The organism is Faecalispora jeddahensis (assembly GCF_000577335.1).
In the GTDB taxonomy this organism is placed as follows: Bacteria; Bacillota; Clostridia; order Oscillospirales; family Acutalibacteraceae; genus Faecalispora; species Faecalispora jeddahensis.
The window spans coordinates 30,628-53,489 of the sequence record NZ_CBYL010000008.1 but is presented as its reverse complement, the minus strand read 5'-3'; the positions used below and the strand labels follow the sequence as shown (position 1 = coordinate 53,489).

General features: G+C 55.3%; 36 protein-coding genes. 28 read left to right on the top strand and 8 right to left on the bottom strand.

Translation table 11 applies throughout. The features are described from left to right. Window positions 1-134: 134 nt before the first annotated feature. From TY09_RS04995 to TY09_RS04960, 8 genes are all read right to left on the bottom strand, one after another. The gene (locus TY09_RS04995) at window positions 135-1,265 is read right to left on the bottom strand and encodes a bifunctional chorismate mutase/prephenate dehydratase (RefSeq protein WP_042431641.1); all 1,131 of its coding nucleotides are present in this window, start codon (window positions 1,263-1,265) and stop codon (window positions 135-137) included. After that, a complete protein-coding gene (gene aroC / locus TY09_RS04990) occupies window positions 1,265-2,353 on the bottom strand; it encodes a chorismate synthase (protein WP_042431639.1) in 1,089 nt (362 codons plus the stop codon). The genes TY09_RS04995 and aroC overlap by 1 nt, the downstream gene beginning before the upstream one ends. After that, window positions 2,343-3,602: a 3-phosphoshikimate 1-carboxyvinyltransferase gene (aroA, locus tag TY09_RS04985; RefSeq protein WP_042431637.1), complete on the bottom strand. Its 1,260-nt coding sequence runs from the start codon at window positions 3,600-3,602 to the stop codon at window positions 2,343-2,345. The genes aroC and aroA overlap by 11 nt, the downstream gene beginning before the upstream one ends. Further along, on the bottom strand, window positions 3,599-4,675 hold the full coding sequence (aroB, locus tag TY09_RS04980) for a 3-dehydroquinate synthase (protein ID WP_042431635.1): 1,077 nt from the start codon (window positions 4,673-4,675) through the stop codon (window positions 3,599-3,601). The genes aroA and aroB overlap by 4 nt, the downstream gene beginning before the upstream one ends. After that, entirely contained in the window at window positions 4,676-5,557 is an 882-nt protein-coding gene (locus tag TY09_RS04975) for a prephenate dehydrogenase (RefSeq protein WP_052335556.1), read from the bottom strand. 51 nt (window positions 5,558-5,608) lie between these two features. Further along, entirely contained in the window at window positions 5,609-6,625 is a 1,017-nt protein-coding gene (aroF, locus tag TY09_RS04970; protein WP_009065505.1) for a 3-deoxy-7-phosphoheptulonate synthase, read from the bottom strand. A 306-nt stretch (window positions 6,626-6,931) separates the two neighbouring features. Beyond that, window positions 6,932-7,456, bottom strand: coding sequence for a shikimate kinase (locus TY09_RS04965; protein WP_042431633.1), 525 nt, complete (start codon window positions 7,454-7,456; stop codon window positions 6,932-6,934). Between the two features lie 5 nt (window positions 7,457-7,461). After that, a complete protein-coding gene (locus TY09_RS04960; protein ID WP_042431630.1) occupies window positions 7,462-8,352 on the bottom strand; it encodes a shikimate dehydrogenase family protein in 891 nt (296 codons plus the stop codon). 163 nt (window positions 8,353-8,515) lie between these two features. Between TY09_RS04960 and acpP the strand changes: the two genes are divergently transcribed. The 28 genes from acpP (at window position 8,516) to rplO (ending at window position 22,862) form a co-directional block, all read left to right on the top strand. Then, the gene (acpP, locus tag TY09_RS04955; protein ID WP_009065587.1) at window positions 8,516-8,743 is read left to right on the top strand and encodes an acyl carrier protein; all 228 of its coding nucleotides are present in this window, start codon (window positions 8,516-8,518) and stop codon (window positions 8,741-8,743) included. 245 nt (window positions 8,744-8,988) lie between these two features. Further along, window positions 8,989-10,110 (top strand): sodium ion-translocating decarboxylase subunit beta, encoded by a 1,122-nt coding sequence (locus TY09_RS04950; protein WP_081759605.1) that lies wholly within the window; start codon window positions 8,989-8,991, stop codon window positions 10,108-10,110. A gap of 15 nt (window positions 10,111-10,125) precedes the next feature. Next, a complete protein-coding gene (locus tag TY09_RS04945) occupies window positions 10,126-10,311 on the top strand; it encodes an OadG-related small transporter subunit (protein WP_042431628.1) in 186 nt (61 codons plus the stop codon). Window positions 10,312-10,330: 19 nt separating this feature from the next. Then, window positions 10,331-11,767, top strand: a complete 1,437-nt coding sequence (gene proS / locus TY09_RS04940; RefSeq protein WP_042431626.1) for a proline--tRNA ligase — start codon at window positions 10,331-10,333, stop codon at window positions 11,765-11,767. A 125-nt stretch (window positions 11,768-11,892) separates the two neighbouring features. Beyond that, complete coding sequence (locus TY09_RS04935) at window positions 11,893-12,189, top strand: hypothetical protein (protein ID WP_042431624.1); 297 nt, start codon at window positions 11,893-11,895, stop codon at window positions 12,187-12,189. Then, complete coding sequence (locus TY09_RS04930; protein WP_042431622.1) at window positions 12,186-12,482, top strand: hypothetical protein; 297 nt, start codon at window positions 12,186-12,188, stop codon at window positions 12,480-12,482. The genes TY09_RS04935 and TY09_RS04930 overlap by 4 nt, the downstream gene beginning before the upstream one ends. A gap of 1 nt (window position 12,483) precedes the next feature. Then, window positions 12,484-13,332 (top strand): DUF3298 and DUF4163 domain-containing protein, encoded by an 849-nt coding sequence (locus TY09_RS04925; protein ID WP_042431621.1) that lies wholly within the window; start codon window positions 12,484-12,486, stop codon window positions 13,330-13,332. 372 nt (window positions 13,333-13,704) lie between these two features. Beyond that, the gene (gene rpsJ, locus TY09_RS04920; protein ID WP_009065628.1) at window positions 13,705-14,016 is read left to right on the top strand and encodes a 30S ribosomal protein S10; all 312 of its coding nucleotides are present in this window, start codon (window positions 13,705-13,707) and stop codon (window positions 14,014-14,016) included. Between the two features lie 70 nt (window positions 14,017-14,086). Beyond that, window positions 14,087-14,719, top strand: coding sequence for a 50S ribosomal protein L3 (rplC, locus tag TY09_RS04915; RefSeq protein WP_009065765.1), 633 nt, complete (start codon window positions 14,087-14,089; stop codon window positions 14,717-14,719). 17 nt (window positions 14,720-14,736) lie between these two features. Beyond that, window positions 14,737-15,360, top strand: coding sequence for a 50S ribosomal protein L4 (gene rplD, locus TY09_RS04910; RefSeq protein WP_009065618.1), 624 nt, complete (start codon window positions 14,737-14,739; stop codon window positions 15,358-15,360). Continuing rightward, window positions 15,360-15,650, top strand: coding sequence for a 50S ribosomal protein L23 (rplW, locus tag TY09_RS04905; protein ID WP_009065538.1), 291 nt, complete (start codon window positions 15,360-15,362; stop codon window positions 15,648-15,650). The genes rplD and rplW overlap by 1 nt, the downstream gene beginning before the upstream one ends. Window positions 15,651-15,764: 114 nt before the next feature. Continuing rightward, entirely contained in the window at window positions 15,765-16,598 is an 834-nt protein-coding gene (gene rplB, locus TY09_RS04900; RefSeq protein WP_009065625.1) for a 50S ribosomal protein L2, read from the top strand. 24 nt (window positions 16,599-16,622) lie between these two features. Beyond that, window positions 16,623-16,895, top strand: coding sequence for a 30S ribosomal protein S19 (gene rpsS / locus TY09_RS04895; RefSeq protein WP_009065752.1), 273 nt, complete (start codon window positions 16,623-16,625; stop codon window positions 16,893-16,895). A 21-nt stretch (window positions 16,896-16,916) separates the two neighbouring features. Further along, a complete protein-coding gene (gene rplV / locus TY09_RS04890) occupies window positions 16,917-17,252 on the top strand; it encodes a 50S ribosomal protein L22 (RefSeq protein WP_009065523.1) in 336 nt (111 codons plus the stop codon). A gap of 15 nt (window positions 17,253-17,267) precedes the next feature. Then, window positions 17,268-17,933, top strand: a complete 666-nt coding sequence (rpsC, locus tag TY09_RS04885) for a 30S ribosomal protein S3 (protein WP_009065761.1) — start codon at window positions 17,268-17,270, stop codon at window positions 17,931-17,933. Further along, window positions 17,933-18,361 carry a 50S ribosomal protein L16 gene (rplP, locus tag TY09_RS04880; protein WP_009065611.1) on the top strand — a complete coding sequence of 143 codons (429 nt, stop codon included), beginning with the start codon at window positions 17,933-17,935 and terminating at the stop codon, window positions 18,359-18,361. The genes rpsC and rplP overlap by 1 nt, the downstream gene beginning before the upstream one ends. Beyond that, window positions 18,358-18,564, top strand: a complete 207-nt coding sequence (gene rpmC, locus TY09_RS04875; protein ID WP_009065675.1) for a 50S ribosomal protein L29 — start codon at window positions 18,358-18,360, stop codon at window positions 18,562-18,564. The genes rplP and rpmC overlap by 4 nt, the downstream gene beginning before the upstream one ends. Before the next feature lie 20 nt (window positions 18,565-18,584). Next, window positions 18,585-18,842: a 30S ribosomal protein S17 gene (gene rpsQ, locus TY09_RS04870; protein ID WP_009065601.1), complete on the top strand. Its 258-nt coding sequence runs from the start codon at window positions 18,585-18,587 to the stop codon at window positions 18,840-18,842. Window positions 18,843-18,870: 28 nt separating this feature from the next. Continuing rightward, window positions 18,871-19,239: a 50S ribosomal protein L14 gene (rplN, locus tag TY09_RS04865; protein ID WP_009065641.1), complete on the top strand. Its 369-nt coding sequence runs from the start codon at window positions 18,871-18,873 to the stop codon at window positions 19,237-19,239. Between the two features lie 15 nt (window positions 19,240-19,254). Further along, window positions 19,255-19,575 (top strand): 50S ribosomal protein L24, encoded by a 321-nt coding sequence (gene rplX / locus TY09_RS04860; protein ID WP_009065525.1) that lies wholly within the window; start codon window positions 19,255-19,257, stop codon window positions 19,573-19,575. Between the two features lie 17 nt (window positions 19,576-19,592). Continuing rightward, entirely contained in the window at window positions 19,593-20,132 is a 540-nt protein-coding gene (gene rplE / locus TY09_RS04855; RefSeq protein WP_009065758.1) for a 50S ribosomal protein L5, read from the top strand. A 12-nt stretch (window positions 20,133-20,144) separates the two neighbouring features. Beyond that, entirely contained in the window at window positions 20,145-20,330 is a 186-nt protein-coding gene (locus TY09_RS04850; protein ID WP_009065714.1) for a type Z 30S ribosomal protein S14, read from the top strand. A gap of 18 nt (window positions 20,331-20,348) precedes the next feature. Further along, window positions 20,349-20,747, top strand: a complete 399-nt coding sequence (gene rpsH / locus TY09_RS04845; protein ID WP_009065517.1) for a 30S ribosomal protein S8 — start codon at window positions 20,349-20,351, stop codon at window positions 20,745-20,747. A 16-nt stretch (window positions 20,748-20,763) separates the two neighbouring features. Beyond that, window positions 20,764-21,312 carry a 50S ribosomal protein L6 gene (gene rplF, locus TY09_RS04840; protein ID WP_009065734.1) on the top strand — a complete coding sequence of 183 codons (549 nt, stop codon included), beginning with the start codon at window positions 20,764-20,766 and terminating at the stop codon, window positions 21,310-21,312. A gap of 20 nt (window positions 21,313-21,332) precedes the next feature. Next, window positions 21,333-21,692 (top strand): 50S ribosomal protein L18, encoded by a 360-nt coding sequence (gene rplR, locus TY09_RS04835; protein WP_009065573.1) that lies wholly within the window; start codon window positions 21,333-21,335, stop codon window positions 21,690-21,692. A gap of 17 nt (window positions 21,693-21,709) precedes the next feature. Further along, on the top strand, window positions 21,710-22,207 hold the full coding sequence (gene rpsE / locus TY09_RS04830; protein ID WP_009065707.1) for a 30S ribosomal protein S5: 498 nt from the start codon (window positions 21,710-21,712) through the stop codon (window positions 22,205-22,207). A 16-nt stretch (window positions 22,208-22,223) separates the two neighbouring features. Next, a complete protein-coding gene (rpmD, locus tag TY09_RS04825; protein ID WP_009065558.1) occupies window positions 22,224-22,403 on the top strand; it encodes a 50S ribosomal protein L30 in 180 nt (59 codons plus the stop codon). 18 nt (window positions 22,404-22,421) lie between these two features. Further along, window positions 22,422-22,862 carry a 50S ribosomal protein L15 gene (gene rplO, locus TY09_RS04820; protein ID WP_009065690.1) on the top strand — a complete coding sequence of 147 codons (441 nt, stop codon included), beginning with the start codon at window positions 22,422-22,424 and terminating at the stop codon, window positions 22,860-22,862.

The window sequence follows — 22,862 nt, the reverse complement described above, 5'->3', positions numbered from 1 at the left end:
CGGAGATTCCGGTTTGTGTTTTATGGAGCAGACCGCAGATCAGGATACTGTGGATAGCATGAATTGAAAAGAGCATTCTCTCTGCGGAAGAAACCCCGGTAGGAAGAATGCTCTTTTCATTATATATAGAGAGCTCAGGGAGCGGCTTCCAGCTCCCGGTAATTTCCCAGGAAAGAAAAGCGGGGAAGCTCCTCATACAAGGCGGCAATCAAGTCCAGCGTGTCGGCCTCATGCACATTGCCGGAAAAATCCAGATAGAAATCATACTCAAAGTTTTTGTCTGCGAGCGGCCGGGATTCGATTTTCGTCAGATTCAGGCCGTGGATTGCAAAACGCGATAAAACCCCGGAGAGCGAGCCGGTGGTGTGCGGCAGGGAAAAGCACAGGCTGATCTTCTGCGCATCCGGCGGGATGATCGGGCCGCGGCACACCGCCACAAAGCGGGTGCAGTTGCTGTGGGAGTTCTGGATGTCATGGTCGAGAATAGTCAGGCCATAGGTCTCCGCCGCCTGCTGCGAACAGATCACCCCGATGCTGCCGCCCTGCTGTGCAGCCATTTTCGCCGCGGCTGCCGTGTTGCTGAACGGCTCGGCCGAAAGGCCGTTGTTATTCAGATATTCCGAGCATTGGGCCAGTGCCTGCGGGTGGGAATACACCGTTTTCAGCTCCTCACGCTGTGTACCTTTTGGAACAGCCAGACAGTGATCAATTTTTACCGTGGTCGCTGCCGCGATGAAAAAGCGGTACTTTAAAATCAGATCGTACACCTCGGTGACAGAGCCTGCGGAGGAATTTTCAACGGGAAGGATTCCAAAATCCGCCGTGCCCTGCCGGAGCGCCTCGAATACATCGCCGAATGCGTGGGAGAAGCTGAGCTCCCCCTCTGGGAACAGCCGCAGTGCCGCCTGATGCGAATAGGCTCCCTCGGCACCCTGGCAGGCAATTCGCCCACCGGACGGGAGTCGGTCTCTTGCGCTCTGAATCAGGGCGCGCAGATCCTCTCCGCTGCCGAGCAGTCGGTGCTGTAACGAGCGGCTGGCTTCCATGCACGCGGCATAGATGACCCGAACCTCTCTGCCGTATTCTCCGGCGCGGCTCTCCATGCGGTCGAGAATTTCGCGCTCGCGATCAGGATTGAGTACCGGGCCGCCGGATTTCTGTTTGACCGCCGCTACCTCACGTCCGCAGTCGAGGCGAGCCGTGAGCAGAGGCAGCAGTTGATCGTCGATCTCGTTGATTTTTGTTCGGATTTCCTCGAGTGTCATCACAGTCGCCCTCTTTCCGCCATCAAATTGACAAGTCCCACCGCTACTGCGGCTTCCACTACCGGAATCGCGCGGGGAACGATGCACGGGTCATGCCGCCCATGAACAACCAACGGCTCATTTTGCAGAGTGTTTAGATTCACCGTGTTCTGCTCCCGGCCAATGGAGGGAGTGGGCTTGAACGCCGCGCGCAGGATCAGAGGCATGCCGGTGGTGATGCCGCCAAGAATCCCGCCGCAATGGTTGGTACGGGTTTTCACCTGACCGTTTTCGGCGGTGAAGGCGTCGTTATTTTCGCTGCCGTGCAGAGAAGCGGCTGCAAAGCCGTCGCCGAATTCCACGCCTTTTACGGCGGGAACGCCAAACAGAATGGAGGAAAGCACGTTCTCCACGCCGTAGAACATCGGTGAGCCGATGCCCGCGGGAACGCCGGTGACAGCGCATTCCACCACGCCGCCCACACTGTCGGCACATTTGCGGGCCTCTTCAATCTCTTCCCGCATTGCGGCTTCGACAGAGCGGTCGATCAGGGAAAAGTATTCTGTGGAAAGGCGCTCCAGCAGAGCGTCCGGAATCTCCACTGGGTCAAAGGCTGTGTCCGTTACAGACGCAATGCGCAGAGCGTGCGCGCCGATGCGGATTCCGTGTACGGAAAGAATCTGGCGGCACACCGCGCCCGCAAAGGTGAGCGGAGCGGTCAGCCGACCTGAAAAATGTCCGCCGCCGCGCACATCGTTCGCTCCGTTGTAGCGTACGGCCCCGGTGTAATCCGCGTGGCCGGGGCGCGGCAAAACCCGCAGACTCTCGTAATCGGAGGAGCGGGTGTTGGTGTTCTCAATCATTCCGCACAGCGGCGCGCCAGTGGTTTTGCCATTCAGCAGCCCGCTGACAATGCGGACACGGTCACCCTCACTGCGGGGGGTGGAGGCCAGATCGCGCCCCGGCGCGCGGCGCGCCATCTGCAGAGCGAGCTGCTCCTCATCAATGGAACAGCCTGCGGGCAGATTGTCGAGCACCACGCCGATGGCCTCGCCGTGGCTTTCACCGAAGATGCTGATTCGTACGGAGTCCCCGAAGCTAGATGACATTGGCTTTTCCCCCTAACCGGTTGTATTCCTCAAAGAAATTAGGATATGATTTTGCGACGCTCTGCGCGTCGGTGATGATGGTGGGTGAGGTTCCCCGCAGTGCGGCGATGGCCACTGCCATTACGACCCGGTGGTCATTGCAGCCATCAACGCTGCCGGGTGAAAGCTGTGATACCCCATCGATCACAAGCCCGTCAGGCTGCTGGGTGATTTTTGCGCCGAGTATCAAAAGAGCATTCGTCATCGCATCCAGGCGGTCGCTTTCCTTTAATCGCAGGCGGGCGGCGCCGGTAATTACGGTGCGCCCCTCGGCCAGCGCGGCGGTGGCCGCCAGCACCGGTACCAGGTCGGGAATCTGCGCGGCGTCGATTTCAATGCCGCGCAGCGGCGCACACGATACGGTCAGTACATCGCCCTGCCAGCCGATCTGCGCGCCGAAGCGCTGGAACAGCTCGGCAGATTCCCGGTCGCCCTGCGCGGAGTCGCGGCGCAGACCGTGAATCATAAGCTCGCCGCCAAGCGCACCTGCCGCAAGAAAGAACGCCGCCTGAGACCAATCGCCCTCCACGGTGTAATCGCGCGGCTGAAACTGCTGCCAGCCGGGAATATCCCAGCCGTTCTGGACAGTTCGGATTTCCACGCCGAAATCGCGCAGCACCGCCAGCGTTAAATCGATGTACCCGGCGGATTCAAGCGGAGTCGTCAGACGGATGCGGCTGTCGCCCGGCAGAAGCGGGAGCGCCAGCAGCAGCCCCGTGATAAACTGGGAGCTGATGTTCCCCGGCAGCGTGTACTCACCGGGAATCAGCCCGCCGTCAACCGAAAGCGGAAGTCCGCCCTCGCTTTGGAGCACGGCGCCGTGGGGCGGCAGGCACTCGAGATAGGTATTCAGCGGGCGATACGGCAGTCGACCCCGGCCGGTCAGCTCGGCGCGGATGCCGAGCGCCGCCAGTATGGGGATGAGAAAGCGCAGGGTCGAGCCGGATTCCCCGCAGTCGATCTCGGCCTCATCCTCCCATTTTCCGCTGCTGTTGACGATGAGGGCATCGCCCTCTCGGCGAACCTCTACGCCCATCGCCTGAATCGCGCCCAGCGTGGCGCGCATATCCTCCGAATCCGCCACATGATACAGCCGGCTTTCACCTCGGGCCAGTGCGGCGCAGAAAATCGCGCGGTGTGCGGCGCTTTTTGAGGGGGGAACTGTCACGGAGCCGCATAGCCGGGCAGGGGATATGATTGCTCGGTTCATGCGTGCCCCTCCTTTTCCTTTATTATAATAGGAAGAAGCTCCTGCTTCGGAATGGGATGTACAAACGAATGACCGATTTCACGCAGCAGGATCAGGTTGAGCGTGCCGCCCATTCCCTTTTTATCCATTGCGGCGGCTTTTGCCAGATTTTCCGCCGGCGCGTCGTCCTCTGTGGGCAGATGGTACTGCCGCAGCAAGGCAGAGATTTCTTCTGCAGTGCCGGATTTTGTCAGGCCAAGTGCCTCACCCGCACAGGAAATTTTCACCATACCGATGCCCACCGCTTCGCCGTGGGTCAGCTTTCCGAACGCATAGTGCTTTTCCAGGGCATGCCCCAGTGTGTGGCCAAAATTCAGCAGCATGCGCTCGCCGGTGTCGAATTCGTCGTCCTCCACCACACGGCGTTTACAGTCCACACACTCGGTGATCATCTGCTCGAGCACCTTCGGGTCTTTTGACAAATCGTTGTCGCGGATCAGCTCAAACAAGGGGCGGCTTTTGATACAGCCGTATTTAATGGTCTCGGCCATACCGTCCGAGAAAAAGCGGGGCGGCAGAGTGGCGAGCGTGTCGGGGTCGATCAGTACCAGGCGCGGCTGGTGGAATGCGCCCACCAGATTTTTGCCCTGCGGCAGGTCTACGCCGGTTTTGCCGCCGACGGAGGAATCGATCTGCGCGAGCAGCGAGGTGGGAATCTGAATAAAGCCGATGCCGCGCAGGAACGTGGCGGCGGCAAAGCCGGCCATGTCTCCCGTCACGCCGCCGCCGAGCGCGACGATGAAATCGGTGCGAGTCATCTTCTGCTCGGCCATGGCCGCATAAATCTGTTCAATGGTGGAAAGACGCTTGCTCTCTTCTCCGGCGGGGAAGGTGAAAACATCGGGGACAAAGCCCGCTTTTGCCAGGGAATCCGCCGCACGCCGGGCGTACAGCGGGCCGACGTTGCTGTCGGTAATAATCATGGCCCGGCCGCCCTCGCGGAACAGTGCGGTTGCCTGTTCTCCCAGCTGATCCAGGCAGCCGCGCCGAATCAGAATCTGATAAGGGTTTGAGGTTTGAATCGTCAGTTCCATTTATTCTCCCAGCCTTTCCTTAATCTCCCGGCCCCGCCGCAGCAGGCCGCGAAGCACTTCGCGGTCATTTTCCGCCACAGCGTTCCGGATTTCTGTCAGATGCCCAAGTAGGGTATCGATTTCGCGGGTCAAAGGCTCGCGGTTTTCCAGGAACAGTTCACTCCAAAGGGTTTCGTTGATCCGCGCCACGCGGGAAACGTCGCGGTAGCTGCCTGCGGAGTAGCCGGGGTGCTCTGGGCACAGCGGGCTCATCACATACGCGCAGGCCAGCGCGTGGGGCACCTGAGAGGTAAACGCGATCATTTCGTCGTGGTGCTCCGGCGTGGTGGCGATGGTGCGGGCTGCGCCGACCGAGCGGGCCAGGTGTTCCATCAGTGCCACGGCACCATCCGGCGCTCCGCAGGGGATCAACAGGTAGCTGGCTCCCTCGAACAGATTAGCTTCGCTTGCCGCAAAGCCGTTCTGCTCCTTTCCCGCCATCGGGTGGCCGCCGACGAAGGTAAAGCTGAATTCGCGGGCAAGCTTCGTCAGCTCGGGGCAGATATATCCTTTTACCCCGCAGGTGTCGCTCACGAGCGCGCCCCCGAGCAGCGCGCCTTTCTTCTGCACAAAGTCGATGCAGGCCTGCGGGTAGCAGCATAAAAGGATCAGGTCGGCACGAGAAAGCGTGCCGTCGTCCGCCTCGGCGGAAATCGCGCTGCAAAGAAGCGCCTGCTGGATCACCTCCGGGTTCTGGTCGATCCCGGTGACCCGGTGGCGGTTCTGAGAAAGAGCTTTGGCCAAAGAGCCGCCGATCAGCCCCAGCCCGACAATGACGATATCGAGCTCGTCAGGATTTCGTTCTTCCGGCGCGCGTCGGCCGGTGTGTGGTGTTGGTTGCAAAGTTCACACTCTCCTTGCCAAATCGTTCGGCCGGTGCGGCCGTTTGCCGCATTATCGTGTTTTGCCGAATACCTTGCCCACCTCGAACAGGCGGGAGGAAACCCTGTCGAACTGGTCGGGCGTCAAAGACTGCGCGCCGTCGGAGAGCGCGTGCGGCGGGTCGTTGTGCACTTCGATGATCAGACCATCGGCTCCGGCGGCCACCGCGGCCATGGCCAGCGGCTCTACCAGCCAGGCGATGCCGCCTGCGTGGCTGGGGTCTACGACGACCGGCAGGTGAGAAAGCTTCTTGAGCACCGGCACGGCGGAAATATCCAGCGTGTTGCGGGTGTAGGGTTCAAAGGTGCGGATTCCCCGCTCGCAGAGGATGACCTGCTCATTGCCGCCCGCCATGATGTATTCTGCGCTCATCAGCAGCTCTTCAATCGTGCTGGAAAGGCCGCGCTTTAACAGGATGGGCTTGTTGATCTTGCCGAGCTCCTTGAGCAGCTCGAAGTTCTGCATGTTGCGTGCGCCCACCTGAATGATGTCGACATCCTCGAACAGCTCAAGGTGTGAAACGCGCATGATCTCGGTGACGATCGGCAGGCCGGTTTTCTTCTTTGCCTCACTCAAAAGCTCGAGACCCTCGGCCTTCATGCCCTGGAAGGAGTATGGGGAGGTGCGGGGCTTGAACGCGCCGCCGCGCAGGAACTTGGCGCCCGCAGTCTTTACGCGTTCCGCGATGCCGCAAATTTGTTCCTCGCCCTCTACGGAGCAGGGGCCGGCAATCAGGGTGAGCGAGCCGTCGCCGATTTTCTGTCCGCCGGGGAGGGTGATCACCGTATTGTCCGGATGAAACTTGCGGTTTGCCTTCTTGTACGGCTCCTGCACCCTCTTTACGCTTTCCACCAGGTCCTGCGCAGCGATATAGTCCATGTCTACGATGGAGGTATCGCCGATCAGGCCAAGAACGGTTCTCTGGGTGCCTACCCAGGTGTTCACCTGAAGGTCGTAATGGCTGGTCAGCCTTTCAATGAATTGCTCCAGCTGATCGTTTGTGCATTCCGGTTTTAATACGATGATCATAATAGTACCCTCCTGTATTGAATTTGGGTAAAAAAATAGGGACGAAGCTGCCAGGCAGCTTCGTCCCTTCTAATATTACCCTGCAAAAATTAGCGGCGTTTGGTACGCCCTGTGCAAGAAGTAAATTCAGACCGACGGAAACAGTCACGGCAGTATTCGGAGCATGCGAAAAAATCCCACGCAAAATAATAGCGGGGATAGCCAAAGCTTGTAAATCGCACACTGTTACGAATAACGTCCATGAAAGAGATTCCTCCGATTTTCGTTTTCAACTTGCGTTCATGATAAACAATCTCAAAAAATTTGTCAAGTGTTTTCACCGAAAAAAAGTTCAGCTTTTTGTAAAATTTGTTCTGAGACCGTATCGGGGTCATGGTCGGCATCCACGCAAAGCTGCGCTACGGTGCGGTATAAGGGCATTCTTTTGGCATACAGCGCGCGCAAAAATTCCTGCCGGTCATCCCGCTGCAAAAGCGGCCGGTCGCTCACGCCGTCAAGGCGGCGCTCCAGCGTATCGAGGGAAGCGTCCAGCAGCACGATGACGCCGTTTTGGCGCAGGATGTCCACATTTTCTTCTCTTAAAACCGCGCCGCCGCCGGTGGCGATGACCAGATCTTTCTGTGAGGAAAGCTCCCGCGCGGCTTCCGTTTCCAGCCGACGGAAGGTCTGCTCGCCCTCGTCGGCAAAAATCCGAGAAATGGTTTTTCCCTGCCGCTGCTCAATATATTGGTCCAGATCGAAAAAGCGCCGCCCGCTTTTCTGTGCCAGAACCTGTCCGACCGTTGTTTTCCCGCTGCCCATGAAGCCGCACAGAACAATGTTGCCGCTCATCCGCGTCACTCCTTTGCCGCGCCGAACATGCGGTTCATTTCCAAAATAGCGCTGCGGCTTATTTCGGCCACGCGCTGCGGATCGAACTCCGCACCGTACCAGATGCGCTGCGCCGCGGCCGCCTGCCACACGAGCATATCCATGCCGCCCACGGCCACAGCTCCGGCGCGCCGGGCTGTCTGCAGGAACAAGGTATCTTCCGGATTGTACACCGCATCGAAAACGGCGGAAATATTTTGGTATAATTCCGCCGGAAGCGGGGGAATAGTATGGGTGTTCGGGTGCATACCCGCCGGCGTGCCGTTCACGGCCAGATCATACGATTCGGCCGGGTCAAGCTCGTCGTAGCGGCAGACACGCACCAAAAAATCCTTCTGCTCCCGGCGCAGGCGCTCGGTCAGGGTGTCTGCCAGCTCGCGGGCGGAAGAAAGGCCGCTTTCCCGCACGCAGATCGTCAGATCGGGGAAATAGGCGGCGTCGGCCAGCTCGAAAGCCATCACACGCGAAACGCCGCCGCTGCCCAAAATCAGGTTTTTCCCTCCCATGGGGATTCCCGCGGCGCGAAGAGACTTTTGAAAGCCCTCCCCGTCGGTGGTGAAGCCGCAAAGGCATCCGTTCTCGTTCTTGACAGTATTCACCGAGGAAAACGCCGCCGCTTTTTCGTCGATTTTTCCCAGCAAAGTCATGACCGCCTGCTTATGAGGAATCGTCACATTAAAGCCGTCCAGCCCGAGAAGGCGCTCCTTCTCTTCGGGCTGCGCAAGCCCCTCCGGAGAAACAGAGAACACCGTGTAGTCCGCGTCGATCCCCGCAAGGCGGAACAGCTCGCCGTGGATGAACGGCGACATGGTGTGGCCCACCGGAAACCCGATCAGGCCGAAATGACGTTTTTTCATTTGGAAACCCCTCTGAAAAGAAATAATTAGGAATGTTATAATTCCTATTGACAAAGAGAAAGATTGCTAATAATATGTGGGTAGGGAAATTGTAGCATACAATATTCTTGATTGCAAACCGAGCGCAATCATTTTTTACTTTATTCGGTAAGGAGGAAAAAGGATGGTTTTTGAGAAGGTAAAGGCGATCCTCAGCGAGCAGTTTGATGTTGAGGAGGACTCCATTACTTTAGACACATCCGTGGTGGATGACCTGGGCGCGGATTCCCTGGATGTGGTCGACCTGCTGATGTCGATCGAAGATGAATTTGAAATCGAGATTCCCGATACGGAGATCGATAACATTAAAACAGTCGGGGAACTTGTGAAATACATTGAAGAGCATGTTTAAGACTGTATAAAATCAGCAAAAAAATGGTTAAAACTGTATAATCTACAAAAAATGAAAGCCGTTGTGCCCTGCACAGCGGTTTTTTTATGATTTTTTAGTCTTTTGACTTGAAAATCACAAAGGAAGCCGATATAATGTATGGAGTTAGCATGGAAAATAAAATATTTTCAAAAGGAGAGTAAAAATCGTTGAATGAATTCAGCTTTTTAGTTGACGGCGTGCAGACTATGGCCGCCAACCCGAAAATGCTGGTCATGTGGGTAGTTGGAGCGCTGCTCATTTGGCTTGCAATTGAAAAGGATTTTGAACCTGCACTGTTGCTCCCCATGGGCTTTGGTGCAATCCTCGTAAACCTGCCCCTTCCGGGCGTGCTCGGCAACATTGTTGTTGATGCTGCTGGTCATACTACTGTTGTGGGAGCGCCGGGTATTGTTACCTGGTTGTTCCAGGCCGGTATCGAAACTTCTGAGGCGTTTCCGCTTCTGCTGTTCGTTGGTATCGGTGCGATGATCGATTTCGGACCCCTGCTTTCCAACCCCCGGATGCTTCTGTTCGGCGGCGCGGCCCAGTTTGGTATCTTCCTGACTGTTGTGCTGGCGGTTCTGCTCGGCTTCCCGCTGAAGGACGCCATGAGCATCGGTGTCATCGGCGCTGCTGACGGCCCGACCTCCATTCTTGTTTCTCAGACGCTGGGCAGCGCTTATATGGGCGCGATTGCCGTCGCGGCGTATTCGTACATGGCTTTGGTGCCGGTCATTCAGCCTATGGCGATCAAGCTGGTAACAAGCAAGAAAGAGCGCATGATCCGCATGCCCTACAACCCGAAGTCCGTTACCAAGACCACCAAGATTCTGTTCCCCATCATCGTTACTTTGATCGCGGGCATGATCGCTCCCGATTCCGTAGCGCTGGTAGGCTTTTTGATGTTCGGTAACCTGATCCGTGAGAGCGGTCGCCTCGAGAGCCTGTCTCAGACAGCGCAGGGCCCGCTGGCAAACCTGATCACAATCTTCCTGGGCATCACCATCGCATTCACCATGCAGGCAGACCGCTTCCTGAACGTGGGTACGCTGATCGTTATGGCTCTGGGTCTGTTTGCGTTTGTCTTTGACACCATCGGCGGCGTTGTGTTCGCGAAGATTCTGAACATCTTCCTGCCCCAGGGCAAAAAGATCAACCCGATGGTCGGCGGCGCCGGTATTTCCGCGTTCCCGATGTCCGCTCGTGTCATCCAGAAGATGGCTCTGAAAGAGGACAACCAGAACCACCTGCTGATGCACGCTGTTGGCGCGAACGTTGCAGGCCAGATCGGTTCCGTTGTAGCCGGCGGTATCATTCTGTCCCTGGCTAAAGTATTTTTGGCTTAAAGGAGGGTCTTTATTATGAATTTAACTACATTGGCAGTTGCGTTTCAGAGCCTAATCGGCGAAGTGACCACTGAGAACATTGACCATTCCCTTGAGCTGATGGGCAAGGGTATGCTGGGTATTTTTATCGTAATGGTGCTGATCTATGCGCTGATCGTTGGCCTTGATAAGCTGACCGGCGGCAAAAAAGAAAAGCAGTAATTTAAGGAGCAAGCGAATCATGGCCGGACAAAAGAAACTGGTAGAGGCCATTACTCCCATGGAGGAAGACTTTGCCAGATGGTACACAGATATTGTGAAAAAAGCGGAGCTGATGGATTATTCCAGCGTGCGCGGCTGTATGGTGATTGAACCATACGGCTGGGCCATCTGGGAGAACATCCGCGATCTTCTGGATAAGCGCTTTAAGGAGCTGGGGCATCAGAACGTTGCAATGCCGCTGTTTATTCCGGAAAGTCTGCTCCAGAAGGAAAAGGATCACGTAGAGGGCTTTGCGCCCGAGGTCGCGTGGGTAACCCACGGCGGCAGTGAGGAGCTTCCCGAGCGCCTTTGCGTGCGGCCTACTTCCGAAACCCTGTTCTGTGATTATTACGCGCGTAAAATTCAATCCTGGCGCGATCTTCCAAAGCTCTATAACCAGTGGTGTTCTGTGGTGCGGTGGGAGAAAACCACACGCCCGTTCCTTCGCTCGGTGGAATTCCACTGGCAGGAGGGACACACCATGCACGAAACGGCGGAAGAGGCCAAGGCCGAAACCGAGCAGATGCTGCGGGTGTACGCGGAGCTTTGCGAGAACGAGCTTTCGATCCCGGTGATCAAGGGAAGAAAGACCGACAAGGAAAAGTTTGCCGGCGCGGAAATGACTTATACCATTGAGGCCATGATGCACGACGGCAAGGCGTTGCAGTCCGGTACCAGCCATTATTTCGGCGACGGATTTGCAAGAGCGTTTGACATCACGTTCCAGGGCAGGGATAATTCTGTCTGCTACCCTCACCAGACCTCCTGGGGTTTGAGCACCCGCATTATCGGCGGAATCATTATGACCCACGGAGATAACGACGGCCTGGTTCTGCCCCCTGCGGTCGCACCGATTCAGGTTGTGATCGTGCCGGTGGCTCAGCACAAGGAAGGCGTTCTGGAAAAGGCGAGAGAACTGGAGCAAAGGCTCAAAAAGGTTTGTCGCGTTCTGGTTGACGACAGTGATCAGTCGCCTGGCTGGAAGTTTGCTCAGTATGAAATGAAAGGGGTTCCGATCCGTTTGGAGATCGGCCCCAAGGATATCGAGAAGGATCAATGCGTGCTGGTTCGCAGAACCGACAGAGAAAAGAGTTTTGTTTCTCTGGCCGACCTCGAACAGGCTGTGTTGGACCAGCTGGAAGCGGTTCGCAGGGGCATGTACGACACGGCGCTGAGTCGCCGCGAAAACATGACCTACACCGTCAAAACATTGGATGAATTCCGCGAGATGGCGGACCAGAAGCCCGGCTTTATCAAAGCAATGTGGTGCGGAAGTCCCGAGTGTGAGGAAAAACTGAAAGATTTGGCTGGAGTTTCCTCCCGCTGTATGCCTTTCGAGCAGGAACAGATTACGGAGACCTGTGTCTGCTGTGGGCAGAAAGCCAAAGCGATGGTTTACTGGGGAAAGGCCTATTAAGCCATTTGCCGCCGAAACGGACGAAACCGATGGAAAACGACGCGAAAAGGGGAAAGAGGATGCCAGCCATCCCTTTCCCTTTTTTCCATTCCCCGCAGAATAAGGAGAGAAGAAAGGAGAATCCTATGAAAAAGCTTTGGAAAATTTCGGCGGTGCTGACAGTTGCATTGACGGCTGCTGCGGCGCTGTCCGGCTGGCGGCTCAGTCGTCGGTGGACCGACCGTGATGCCTGCGCGGTGGGCGTGATTGGTGCAGCGGACGGCCCTACCTCGATCCTTGTGACGCAAAAAAGCAGCTGGAGTGCGGTAAGTGTCTTTTTTCGTTTCGTCTTTTTCTTTGCGGACACCTTCTCTTCTTTGAGTGATTGGCGGCGCGAGCGTAGCAGAAAAAAGCGATTTGATGGAAAGGCAGGGCGGCCATGAAAAGACTGATTGCATTGGTAGCCTTGGTGTTTTCTGCGGCTGCTGCGGTGCGCGGGTGGGGTCAATATCGGCAATGCTTTCCGCGCCCGGTGCTGTTTGCCAAAGGAATTGATTCGCAGGAGGATCTTGAGCTTCTGGATGGCCCGACTTCCATTCTGGTCAGTGAGCGTTCGCTGCAGGGCCCCTGGGGTCTATTTTATAGGGCGTCCCTGTTTTTTGCCAATCGAATGATTTCTGCCCGGGGAACTGTGATCCGGCATAAACAAATTACTTCTGAAAAAAGGAGGAGCTGAAATGAAACGACTGATTGCGGCAGGGGCCGCTGCTGCGCTGCTGTTCTCTCTGCTGACCGGCTGCGCGGGGCGCGGCGGGCAAAGCTCGGCGCCTTCTTCTTCCGAAGAGGTCTCCGCATCGGAGTCCTCTCAGCCGGAGTTCTCGGCTCCCGAATCCTCCGAGCCGGAAAGCTCGGATCAGGTTTCAACCGCGGCAGTGCGCCGCGAGCTGTTTCAATTTCAAAATAATGGGAAAAACTATACGGTAGCGTATCCGGTGTTTCTGGGAATGAAGCATTCGGAGGCGCTGAATGCCGCCGTAAAGGAAGCGGCGCTGCGCGACGTGGAGCAGAATGGCTATGCGGAGGAGCGGGATGCTTCGAGCAAGCAGGTAATACAGGTCACGATCCGCACCGATTACGAGCTGACGCGTCAGAGCGGCGACTTCGTCAGTGTGCTGTTTACCGTTTCATTCGGGCGCTCCGATGCTGCCCACCCGAGCAAATATACCAGGGCTGTCAATTTCGATCTGCAATCCGGCAAAGTGCTGGCTGCGTCCGATCTGCTCGAGGATGACGAGGATCTGTATGAGGTGATCTGGGAAGCCGTGCGCGACAACGCTCCGGCAGAGATCGTAGACGCACTCCCATCCGAGATCATTGCGCAGAACAAGGCGGAAACCTCCGTGTATATGACGCCGGACGGAATCGGCTTTTCCCTGCCGGTGCCCTACGCGCTGGGCGATGTGTATCAGATCGTGGTGCCGTATTTTGAGATGAAGCCCTATTTAAAGGTGGAAGCCAACCCTGAGGGATACACGCCGTATGAGCTGCCGGAAGAGGAATTGGAGAACGCCGTAGTATCTCACTAAATTTTTGTTTGATTTCAATAATAATCACATAAAAATTTCTTGCAGAAAAGAGAAAATAATTCTTGCGTTCCCATGAGGAATATGGTATTATAATGAAGCGTGACTGCGACAGATATGCGATGAAGCGGGAGGTTGCGGCAGATTTGCCGGTTTTTCCGTGGAGTATGTCCGATTTTAAACCGGGCGACAGATATTTTGGGACAGAACAGGCCATGAGTGCGCCGTTTTGCCCAGACGTTTTTTTGTGCCTTTCCCGGATTAACTTCGTTTCCGAAGTCAATCCGGTTTTTAGTGTTCTAGGGAGAAACACCCGGAACAGTGTTAGGTTTTAAAAACGCCGCCCGCCAACTATTTACAAGGAGGCGATTCAACGTGGCAGTCAAAGAAAAAATCAGGATCAGAATCAAGGGGTACGATCATCAGCTGGTGGATCAGTCCGCAGAGAAGATCGTGGCAACGGCAAAGCGTACAGGCGCCAGAGTTTCCGGCCCGGTTCCGCTGCCGACAGAGAAGCAGGTTGTCACCATCCTGCGCGCTGTTCACAAGTACAAGGACAGCCGTGAGCAGTTCGAGATGAGAACCCACAAAAGACTGATCGACATCCTCAGACCCTCTAACAAAACAGTAGAGGCGATGATGGGCCTGGAACTTCCCGCGGGCGTCGAGATTGAGATCAAGCTCTGATCGACCAACCGAGCGGCTGGGGTCACGTTGGTGAAACACCAACCAATAACCTGCATAGGAGGTAAAAAACATGCAAAAGGCAATCATTGGCAAGAAGATCGGCATGACGCAGATCTTCGATGAAAAGGGGAACGTTGTCCCTGTCACTGTTGTAGAAGCCGGTCCCTGCGTCGTTTCGCAGAAGAAGACGGTTGAAAACGACGGTTATGCGGCAATTCAGGTCGGTTTCGGCGACAGAAAGCTGAACCGTTTGAATAAGCCCCTGAAGGGCCATTTCGCGAAAGCGGATGTAGCTCCCAAAAGAACTCTGAGAGAGTTCAGACTCTCCAACACAGACGCCTATAACGTAGGCGACCTGATCAAGGCCGACGTCTTCGAAAAAGGGGACAAGGTCGATGTTTCCGGCACCAGCAAAGGTAAGGGCTACGCCGGCGCGATCAAGCGCTGGAACTTCCAGAGACTGAAGGAAACCCACGGTACCGGCCCTGTTGCCAGACACCGCGGTTCTCTGGGCGCCAACTCCAGTCCTTCCAGAGTGTTCAAGGGCCTGAAGGCCGCCGGACACATGGGTGCTGAAAAGGTTACCGTTCAGAATTTGACCGTTGTCAAGGTGGACACTGAAAACAATTTGATCGCTATCAAAGGGGCTATCCCTGGTCCTAACGGCGGCGTTGTTGTCATCCGCGACAGCGTGAAGGCGTAAGGGAAGGAGGAATTAGAATGCCGAAAGTAGCAGTACTTGATATGGCTGGTAAGGAAGTTGGACAAATCGAGCTTTCTGAAGCCGTATTTGGAATTGAACCCAATGTCGCAGTAATGCATGAGCTGGTGAAAAACTATCTGGCAAATCAGCGGCAGGGCACACAGTCCGCGCTGACCCGCTCGGAGGTTGCCGGCGGCGGCAGAAAACCCTGGCGCCAGAAGGGTACCGGCCACGCAAGACAGGGCTCCATCCGCGCTCCCCAGTGGAGACACGGCGGTGTCGTATTTGCGCCGAAGCCCCGCGACTACAGATATACCGTGAACAAGAAGGTTCGCCGTCTTGCCATGAAATCTGCTTTCTCCAGCAAGGTCATCGACAACGAGATCGTTGTTCTGGACCAGATTGCAATGGACGAATACAAAACAAAGGTGATCGTTTCCATGCTTCAGGCGCTCGGCGCTGAGAAGAAGGCCCTGATTGTTCTCCCCGAGGAGAATAAGAAGGTCATCGCTTCCGCTGCGAACCTGCAGGGCGTGAAAACCGCCACCGTAAACACTCTGAATGTCTATGACATCCTCAATGCCGATAAGTTCATCGTGCTCAAGGATGCCGTAGCCAAGATCGAGGAGGTGTATGCATAATGACTGCACATGAGATTGTCATCCGCCCGATCATTACGGAAAAGAGCATGAGCGCCATTGGCTTCAAAAAGTACACCTTCGAGGTTGCCCGCAATGCCACAAAGATTGATATTGCGCGCGCTGTCGAGGAGCTTTTTAAGGTCAAGGTCGCAAAGGTGAATACCCTGCATGTTCGCGGACATCTGCGCCGCCAGGGCAGAACCCAGGGCTATACCGCCGCGTGGAAAAAAGCGGTTGTTTCCCTCACCGAGGACAGCAAGCCGATCGAATTCTTCGAGGGTATGATGTAATATCGCGTGTCGATATTACAATGTGTATACAGAATCCTGCCGATCCTGAGGCAGGGGCAAAGTATGGGGATTTGGCTGATCCCCGCAAAGCCATAACAAGGAGTGTGAAACCGAATGCCTATTATTAATTATAAACCGACTACCGCGGGCCGCCGCAACATGTCGGTAACAGATTATTCTCAGCTTTCCAAGAAGGGCCCTGAGAAGAGCCTGCTGGAGCCGCTGAATAAAAAGTCCGGCCGTAACAGCTATGGCAGAATTACGGTTCGCCATCGCGGAGGCGGAAACCGCAAAAAGTACCGCGTGATCGATTTCAAGCGTCAGAGAGCAGATGTTCCGGCGAAGGTTCTTACCCTGGAGTATGATCCGAACCGCTCCGCTTTCATCGCGCTCATTCAGTATGAGGATGGCCAGAAGAGCTACATTATCGCTCCTCACGGCCTGAAGGTCGGCGACACAGTTGTTTCCGGCACAGGCGCCGACATTAAGCCCGGCAATGCGCTGCCTCTTTCTGCGATCCCGACCGGTACCTTCATCCACAACGTTGAGCTGTACCCCGGCAAGGGCGGCCAGCTGGCTCGTTCGGCCGGCAACCAGGCTCAGCTGATGGCGAAGGAAAACGGCATGGCGCTGCTGCGTTTGCCCTCCGGTGAACTGCGCAACGTTTCTCAGCTGTGCATGGCTACTATTGGCCAGGTCAGCAACCTCGACCACGAGAACGTAAAGATCGGTAAAGCCGGTCGCAAGCGCCACATGGGCTGGCGTCCTACCGTTCGCGGATCTGTTATGAACCCGAACGATCACCCCCACGGCGGTGGTGAAGGTAAGTCTCCCGTCGGCCGTCCCGGCCCTGTAACCCCCTGGGGTAAACCCGCACTGGGCTACAAGACCCGTTCTAAGAAGAACCGCTCCGATAAATTTATCGTGAAGCGCAGAAACAGTAAGTAAGGCGGACAGAAAGGAGCTTAACTGATGAGCAGAAGTGTGAAAAAGGGTCCTTATGTTCAGCCCGTTCTGCTGAAAAGGATTCAAGAGATGAACGCCGCCGGCGAAAAGAAAATCGTCAAGACCTGGAGCAGAGCTTCGATTATTTTCCCGGATTTCGTCGGTCATACGATTGCCGTCCATGACGGCCGCAAGCATGTTCCGGTTTATGTTACCGAAGATATGGTTGGGCACAAGCTCGGTGAGTTTGCCCCCACCAGAACCTTTAAAGGTCACGCCGGATCCAAAACTACCCGATAAAGGCCGAAAGGAGTGTATACAATGGAAGCAAGGGCTTATTTGAAATACGCCCGTATTTCTCCCCGCAAGGTATCGATTGTGCTGGATTTGATCCGGGGCAAGGAGACAGACCTTGCTATGGCTATCCTGAAGCATACCCCAAAGGCCGCATGTGAAGACCTTCAGAAACTGCTGAAGTCGGCCATTGCAAATGCTGAGAATAACCATAACATGGACGTTACCAGACTGTACGTCGCCGAGTGCTTCGTCAGCCCTGGCCCGATCCTCAAGCGCATTCGCCCCAGAGCGCAGGGTCGCGCGTTCAGAATTTTGAAAAGAACTTCGCACGTTACCCTCGTGCTCAAGGAAAAAGAATAGCGGAGGAGGTAAACTATGGGCCAGAAAATCAATCCCCACGGCTTTCGTGTGGGCGTAATTAAAGATTGGGATTCCCGCTGGTTCGCGAAGGACAATGTCTTTGGCGACACCCTGGTCGAGGATTACAAGCTGCGTAAAACACTCAAGAAGCAGCTCGCTTCCGCGGGTGTTCCGAAAATTGAGATCGAGCGCGACGCTTCCAAGGTTCGCGTTCACATTCACTGCGCAAAGCCCGGCATGGTCATCGGCAAGGGCGGCGCAGAGATCGAGAAGCTCCGCGTGCAGTGCGAAGCGATGCTGGGCAAGCCGGTATCCATCAATATCGTCGAGGTGAAATCCCCCGATTTGAACGCACAGCTCGTTGCGGAGAACATTGCCCAGCAGCTCGAAAAGAGAATTTCGTTCCGCCGTGCAATGAAACAGTGCATGGGCCGCGCCATGAAGCTCGGCGCGAAGGGCATCAAGACTCAGGTTTCCGGCCGTTTGGGCGGTGCTGAAATTGCCCGTACCGAGCACTACCATGAGGGTACTATCCCGCTGCAGACCATCCGTGCAGACATCGACTACGGTTTTGCCGAGGCTGCTACCACCTACGGCCGCATTGGCGTGAAGGTGTGGATCTATAGAGGCGAGGTTCTCCACGATAACCGCAAGCCCAAGAGGGAAGGAGGCAATAAATAATGTTGCTGCCTAAACGCGTGAAATACCGCAGAGTGCACCGCGGTCGTATGACCGGTAAGGCATATCGCGGCAGTCAGGTCGCATACGGCGATTTCGGCCTTCAGGCCCTTGAGCCCGCCTGGATCACCTCGAACCAGATTGAGGCCGCCCGTATTGCCATGACTCGTTACACAAAGAGATTCGGTAAAGTCTGGATTAAGATTTTCCCCGATAAGCCTGTCACTAAGAAGCCGGCAGAAACCCGCATGGGTTCCGGTAAGGGCGCGCCCGAGTACTGGGTGGCCGTTGTAAAGCCCGGCAGAGTGATGTTCGAAATCGGCGGCGTTGCCGAGGCAACCGCCAGAGAGGCAATGCGCCTTGCTGCAAACAAGCTGCCGATCAAATGCAAGTTTGTCAAGAAGGAAGAAACGGGTGGTGAGCAATCATGAAGGCCGCAGAGATTAGAGAGTTGACAACCGAAGAGCTGCAGAGCAAGCTGAAGGATCTGAAAGAAGAGCTTTTCAACCTGCGTTTTCAGCTTGCCATTAATCAGCTTGACAACCCGATGCGAATTTCCGCTGTCAAGAAAGACATTGCCCGCATTAAGACCGTGCTGCGTGACAATGAGCTGAAGGACAGCGCGAAAGCGTAATGGGAAGGGAGGATTAAGCTGTGAGTGACAGAAATATGAGAAAAACCAACGTCGGCAAGGTCGTCAGCAATAAGATGGACAAAACCGCCGTTGTCGCTATCCAGGACAGCGTGAAGCATCCGCTTTACAACAAGATTATCAAGCGTACTGTGAAACTGAAGGTTCATGACGAAAACAACGAGTGCAACATCGGTGACCGCGTGCGTGTGATGGAGACCCGTCCCCTTTCCAAAGAAAAAAGATGGCGTCTTGTCGAGATTATTGAGAAAGCAAAATAAGTAGCTTTCAGCGAAGGAGGAACGCACTGTGATACAACAGCAGACTTACCTCAAGGTTGCCGACAACACCGGCGCGAAAGAGCTTATGTGCATTCGCGTGCTGGGCGGCACCGGCAGAAGGTATGCCAATATTGGCGACGTTGTGGTAGCTTCGGTCAAAAAAGCAGCACCCGGCGGCGTTGTTAAAAAAGGCGACGTTGTTAAAGCGGTTATTGTTCGTACCGCTTTTGGCGTTCGCCGCCACGACGGAACGTATATCCGCTTCGACGAGAACGCGGCTGTTATTATTAAGGACGACAAAAACCCCAGGGGCACGCGTATCTTTGGGCCCGTTGCCAGAGAACTGCGCGATAAGGATTACCTGAAAATCTTAAGCCTTGCCCCGGAAGTACTGTAATGGAGGTGTTCACTAATGAATAACAAAGTTCATGTAAAAACTGGTGACACCGTCATCATTTTGAGCGGCAAAGAGCGCGGCAAGCAGGGGAAGGTTCTGGCGGTCAGCCCCAAAGAGGGCAAAGTGATCGTCGAGGGCCGCAACATGGTAACAAAGCATGTAAAGCCCCGTAAAATGGGTGCCCCGGGCGGACTCGTAAAGGCCGAGGGCGCTCTGTACGCCTGCAAGGTTCAGATCGTTTGCCCTCGCTGCGGAAAGCCCACTCGTGTTGCGCATAAGCTCTATGAGGACGGCACCAAAGACCGCGTTTGCGTAAAATGCGGCGAGTCGCTGTAAGGGAGGAAGAATACGACATGGCCAGACTGAAGGAGTTTTACAAGCAGGAGGTCTCGCCCGCGCTCATGAAGAAATTCAGCTACAAGAGCGTGATGGAGATCCCCAAGCTCGAAAAAATCGTCATCAATGTAGGCGCCGGCGAAGCCCGTGACAATTCTAAGGTAATCGACGCCATCATGACTGACATTGCAGCGATTACCGGCCAGAAGCCCCAGGTTTGCAAGGCGAAGAAATCCGTTGCGAACTTTAAGCTGCGTGAAGGCATGAACATCGGCGTGAAGGTTACGCTCAGAGGCGAGAACATGTATGAGTTTATCGACCGTTTCTTCAACGTCGCGCTGCCCCGCGTCAGAGACTTTAGAGGGATCAATCCGAATTCCTTTGACGGACGCGGCAACTACAACATGGGCATCAAGGAGCAGCTGATTTTCCCCGAGATCGAGTACGATAAGATCGACAAGGTGCGCGGAATGGATATCTGCTTCGTAACCACCGCAAAAACCGACGAAGAGGCCCGCGAGCTGCTGACGCTGATGGGCGCTCCGTTTGCGAGATAAGGAGGGATTATTGTGGCCAAAACATCAATGAAAATCAAACAGCTGAGGACGGCGAAATTTTCCTCCAGAGAGCATAACCGCTGCAAAATCTGCGGCCGGCCGCATGCTTATCTCCGCAAGTTCGGGATTTGCCGCATATGCTTCCGCGAGCTTGCCCATAAGGGTGAGATCCCGGGCGTGAAAAAAGCCAGCTGGTAAAGCAAAGGAGGGAACGGTATGCAGATTACAGATACAATCGCTGATTTGCTCACCCGTATTCGCAACGCGAATGCTGCCAAGCACGATTCCGTTGAGATCCCCAAGAGCAACATGAAAGAGTCTATCATCAAGATTCTGGTTGAAGAGGGATATGTAAAGAACTACACGGTGATCGAGGACGGCAAACAGGGGATTCTGAAAGTGAATCTGAAGTACGGCGAGGGCAAGACCCCCGTCATCAAAGGCCTGCGCAGAGTGTCGAAACCCGGCCTGCGCATTTATTCCAACGCAGAAGATCTGCCCAAGGTTCTCAAGGGCCTCGGCATCGCGGTCATTTCTACCTCCAAGGGCGTCATGACGGACCGTCAGGCGCGCAAAGAGAATGTAGGCGGCGAAGTTCTGGCGTTTATTTGGTAAACAAGGGGGTGCTATTATGTCGCGAATTGGAAGAAAACCCATAAATATTCCCGCTGGCGTCGAAGTGAAAATCGACGGCAACGTTGTTACTGTTAAGGGAGCAAAGGGAACTCTGACACAGCAGTTCCACCCGAACATGACGATCTCTCAGGAGGGCAGCGAGCTTATCGTGACCCGCCCGAACGACGAGAAGGAAAACCGTGCGCTGCACGGCCTGACCCGCACGCTGGTGCACAACATGGTGGTCGGTGTGACAGAGGGCTTCAAGAAGGAGCTCGACGTTCTGGGTGTTGGTTACCGTGTGCAGAAGCAGGGCAAGGACCTGGTCATGAACCTGGGTTATTCCCATCAGGTGATCGTGTCTGAGACAGACGAGATCCAGATCGAAGCTCCCACGCCCAACAAGATCATCATTCATGGGATCGACAAGCAGAAGGTTGGCCAGTTTGCCGCGGAAGTCCGCGAGAAACGTCCGCCGGAGCCGTATAAGGGCAAGGGAATTCGTTATGCTGGTGAATTTGTCCGCCGTAAGGAAGGCAAGGCCGGTAAGGGCTCGAAGAAGTAACTGAAGGAGAGTGAATCAATATGGTGAACAAGGCTGATACAAATAAAGCCAGACTGAACCGCCACCGTCGTGTGCGCGGCAAGGTTACGGGCACTGCAGAGCGCCCGCGCCTGAATGTATTCCGCTCCGCCAAGAACATCTACGCCCAGATTATCGACGATGTTGCGGGAGTTACTCTCGCGGCAGCTTCCACGCTGGACAAAGAGTTTACTGGCAATGGCGGAAACAAGGAAGCCGCAAAGCAGGTTGGCGAACTGATCGCTAAGCGCGCGGCTGAGAAGGGGATCACCGAGGTCGTGTTCGACCGCGGCGGTTATATTTTCCACGGCCGCGTCAAAGAGCTGGCCGAAGGCGCCCGCGAGGGCGGCCTCAAGTTCTGAGAGAAGGAGGAATACTTTTGGCTAGAATTGACGCATCTACTTTGGATCTGAAAGAGCGCGTGGTTGCCATCAACCGCGTATCCAAAACCGTAAAGGGCGGACGTATCTTCAAGTTTGCCGCTCTGGTAGTTGTCGGTGACGGCAACGGAACAGTCGGTTTCGGTATTGGTAAGGCAGGAGAAGTTCCGGATTCCATCCGCAAGGGAATTGAGGACGCCAAGAAGAACCTGATCAAGGTTTCTCTGCGCGGCAGCACAATTCCTCACGAAGTCATCGGCGCATACGGCGCAGGCCGCGTGCTGATGAAGCCCGCCGCTCCCGGTACCGGTGTTATCGCCGGCGGTGCGGTTCGTGCGGTAGTAGAATCTGCTGGTATTAAAGACATCCGTACCAAGGCACTGCGCTCCAACAACCCGTGCAACGTGGTTCGCGCGACCATTGAAGGTCTCGCTCAGCTGCGCACTGCCGAAGAGGTTGCTGCGATCCGCGGTAAATCGGCAAAAGAGATTCTGTAACAAGGGGGGCAGCAATATGGCACAGATTCACATCAAGTTGGTAAAAAGCCTGATCGGCAGCCACAAGGACCAGATTGCGACCGCTCAGTCCCTTGGTTTGCATAAGATCGGCGACTGCACTACGCAGCCCGATAATCCTCAGACCAAAGGCAAGGTGGCAAAGATTATCCACCTCATCGAGGTAAGCAAAGCGTAAGCAAGGAGGTGCGAGTAAATGAAGTTGCATGACTTATCTGCAGTACCCGGGTCCACCCAAACGGCCCGTAGAATCGGCAGAGGACACGGCTCCGGCTGGGGCAAAACCTCCGGCAAGGGTCATAAGGGCCAGAAGGCCAGAGCTGGCCGTGGGTTCCGTGCAGGTTTCGAAGGCGGCCAGATGCCTCTGCAGAGAAGACTTCCCAAAAGGGGCTTTGTCAATATTTTTGCGAAGGACATCGTTGCGATCAACGTTGGTACACTGGAATCCTTTGAGAACGGCGCGGTGGTCGATATTCAGGCTCTGCTGGATGCCGGCATCGTGAGAAATTCCTTTGACGGAGTGAAGATTCTTTCAAACGGCAAGCTGACCAAAAGCTTGACAGTAAAGGCAACGTCCTTCTCTGAAGCGGCAAAGCAGAAGATTGAGGCTGCCGGTGGGAAGGCAGAGGTGATCTGA